The organism is Kitasatospora putterlickiae, assembly GCF_039527695.1.
Classification (GTDB): Bacteria; Actinomycetota; Actinomycetes; order Streptomycetales; family Streptomycetaceae; genus Kitasatospora; species Kitasatospora putterlickiae.
Genome location: NZ_BAAAKJ010000330.1, coordinates 1 through 3,191 on the forward strand (window position 1 = coordinate 1; position 3,191 = coordinate 3,191).

Annotated in this window: 2 protein-coding genes; one reads left to right on the top strand and one right to left on the bottom strand. The window is 71.8% G+C overall.

The annotated features are described in order from the left end of the window. Nucleotides 1–566, bottom strand: a 566-nt coding sequence (locus ABD308_RS31070) for an HAD family hydrolase (protein WP_344342422.1), incomplete at its 3' end; no start/stop codon positions are given. Between the two features lie 465 nt (nt 567–1,031). Between ABD308_RS31070 and ABD308_RS31075 the strand changes: the two genes are divergently transcribed. Next, nucleotides 1,032–3,164, top strand: coding sequence for an APC family permease (locus tag ABD308_RS31075; RefSeq protein ID WP_344342425.1), 2,133 nt, complete (start codon nt 1,032–1,034; stop codon nt 3,162–3,164). Nucleotides 3,165–3,191: the final 27 nt, after the last annotated feature.

Genomic DNA, 3,191 nt, shown 5'->3' on the forward strand with positions numbered 1-3,191 from the left:
GCGCCGCGGAGGTCGGTGGCGGGGTTGTTGCCGACCATCCAGTCGGCGGGGGTGAGGGTGCGGCCGAGGCGGGTGGCGGCGAGGTGGAAGATCGCGGGGGAGGGTTTGCGGGCGCCGGCCTCTTGGGAGACGCAGACGGTGTCGACGGCGGGGAGCAGGCCGGTGCGGGCGAGTTTGGCGCGTTGGATGTCGGTGCGGCCGTTGGTGACCACGGCGATGGTCCAGCCGGCCGCGCGCAGGTCGGCGAGGGCTTGGGGGACGCCGGGGATCAGGTGGGTGCGGGCGGCCTCGTGGGCGACGTGCTCCTCCCAGAGGGCGGCGCCGGAGTGGGGGAGGCCGTAGTGGGCGGCGATGCGGGTGAAGCCGGCGGGGGAGCGGTCGGTGAGGAAGAGGCCGTAGACGGTGGGGGCGGCCTCGGCGGGGAGGCCGTGGGCGGCGCAGAAGGCGGTGGTCCAGGCGTCGGCGCCGCCGTCGCGTTCGACGAGGGTGTGGTCCAGGTCGATGAGGAGGAGGGGGGAGGGGGAGGAGAGGGAGGAGGGGAGTGAGGGTCGAGGGTGGCTGGGCATGTGCGGAGGGTAGTGGAGAGCGGGGTGGCGAAGGGGGAGGGTTATTGCGAGTGGGTTGCAATTACATGCCGCAGGCAGCACAGTGGTGGGGCAGGGGTGGGGTCGGACCGTTCAGCTCGGCCGGCGGGTCCTCCGCGAGAGCTGATCGTCTTCCCAACCGGCGCCCGCCGGGACAGCGGTCCGCCCACCCCGTCCAGTCGCCGTCGAAGGCCCGCCGGGAGCGGGCGGCACTGTGGGCGGCGGTTCGGTGTGAAGCGGGTGAATTGTGGCGATGTGCACCATATGAGTGGTCTGGTCGTCATATCTTGACGATGTCTTAACGCCCCCTCTTAACGCCTCCGAAGCGCCCCCGCCACACCGTGAACGCCTCGCGCGTAGCTGCTCTGACCTGTGGAAACATCCCGCCTGTCCGTCACCCCGAGCGTCCTGGGCACGCCGGAACGGCTCATTGCGCGCCCGTCGCACATGCTTACGCTCGCCGATGTGTTCAACGTGCCCCAGGCGCTCAAGCGCCTCGTGATCGGCAGGGCCATGCGCAGCGAGGAGCTCGGCGAGACCCTGCTCCCCAAGCGCCTGGCCCTGCCGATCTTCGCCTCCGACCCGCTCTCCTCGGTCGCCTACGCGACCCAGGAGATCCTGCTGGTGCTCACCGTCGGCGGCACCGCCTTCCTCTACCTGACCCCGTGGGTCGCGGCCGGCGTGGTCGCGCTGATGGCGGTCGTGGTGATGTCCTACCGCCAGGTCGTGCACGCCTACCCGAGCGGCGGCGGCTCCTACGAGGTGGTCTCCCGCAACCTGGGGGCCAACTCGGGTCTGGTGGTGGCCGCCTCGCTGCTGGTCGACTACGTGATGACGGTCGCCGTCTCGGTGGCCTCCGGGGTGGACAACATCATCTCGGCGCTGCCCTCGCTGGCGGACCACCGGGTGGAGCTGGCGCTCGGTTTCGTCCTGCTGCTGATGGCGATGAACCTGCGCGGCGTCCGCGAGTCCGGCAAGGCCTTCGCCGCGCCGACCTACCTGTTCATCGGCGCGATCCTGCTGATGGTGGTCACCGGCCTGATCCGGGCGGTCCTCGGTGACGCGCCGGTGGCGTCCAGCGCCGCGTACGGGATCGTGCCGGAGGACGGCAAGGACACCCTGGCCGGACTCGGGCTGCTGATGCTGGGGCTGCGGGCGTTCGCCTCCGGCTGCACGGCGCTGACCGGGGTGGAGGCGATCTCCAACGGCGTGCCGGCCTTCCGGGCGCCGAAGTCGCGCAACGCCGCCGCCACGATGGCCGTGATGGGCACCACGGCCGTGGTCATGTTCGTCGGCATCACCTCCCTGGCGCTGATATCCAAGGTCCACATCGCCGACGACACCTGCCGGCTCAGCGGCTTCCCCGGGGACTGCGCGAGCGCGCCGCAGCAGACCGTGATCGCCCAGCTGGCGGCGGCGGTCTTCGGCGGCGACCACAGCGTCCTCTTCTACGCCGTGCAGGCGGTCACGGCGCTGGTGCTGATCCTGGCCGCCAACACGGCGTTCAACGGCTTCCCGCTGCTCGCCTCGATCCTGGCCGAGCACCGCTACCTGCCCCGGCAGATGCACACCCGCGGTGACCGGCTGGCCTTCTCCAACGGCATCATCGCGCTCGCGGTGGTGGCCGGCGGGCTGCTCTGGCTGTACGACGCGGACGTCACCAGCCTGATCCACCTCTACATCCTGGGCGTCTTCACCTCCTTCACGCTGTCGCAGATCGGCATGGTGCGGCACTGGAACCGGACCCTGGCCACCGAGACCGACCCGTCGGTGCGCGGTGCCGCCCAGCGCTCCCGGGTGATCAACTTCTCCGGCGCGGTCACCACGGCGCTGGTGCTGGTCATCGTGCTGCTGACCAAGTTCACCCAGGGCGCCTGGCTGGCCGTGGTGGCGGCGGTGGTGCTCTGGCTGATGATGCGCGGCATCCGGCGGCACTACGACGGCGTCGCCGAGGAGCTGGCGGTGGACGACGCGCGGGCCGAGTCGGTGCGGCCGTCCAGGGTGCACGGCCTCGTGCTGGTCTCCCAGGTGCACAAGCCGACGCTGCGGGCGCTCGGCTACGCGCAGGCGTTCGCGCCGGACTCGCTGGAGGCGCTCACGGTCGCGGTGGAGCCGGACGCCACCGGGGAGCTGGAGGGCCGGTGGCGGGAACTGGACGTCCAGGTGCCGCTGAAGGTGCTGGACTCGCCGTACCGGGAGATCACCAAGCCGGTGGTGCAGTACGTGCGGGACCGTCGGCGGAGCAGTCCGCGGGACGCGGTGGCGGTGTTCATCCCCGAGTACGTGGTCGGCCACTGGTGGGAGCACCTGCTGCACAACCAGTCGGCGCTCTGGCTGAAGAGCCGGCTGCTGTTCACCCCGGGCGTGATGGTGATCAGTGTTCCGTGGCAGCTGACCTCCTCCAGCCGGGCGAACCGGCCCTCGCGACGCGCCCCGGGAGCGGTCCGGCGCGGCGAGCCCGAGCCGCGCGCCGAGTCGCGCGCCGAGCCGGGCGCCGAATCGCGTGCGGAGTCGGGCGCCGAATCGCGTGCGGAGTCGCGCGCCGAGCGCGAGAAGGCGGCGGCCCCCGAGCACGCGTAGCGGCGTTCGCGAACCGGAACGAGGCCC

Excerpts from the sequence above, each read along its gene's own strand:
- ABD308_RS31075 (WP_344342425.1), top strand. The coding sequence starts at position 1,032 with ATGCTTACGCTCGCCGATGTGTTCAACGTGCCCCAGGCGCTCAAGCGC.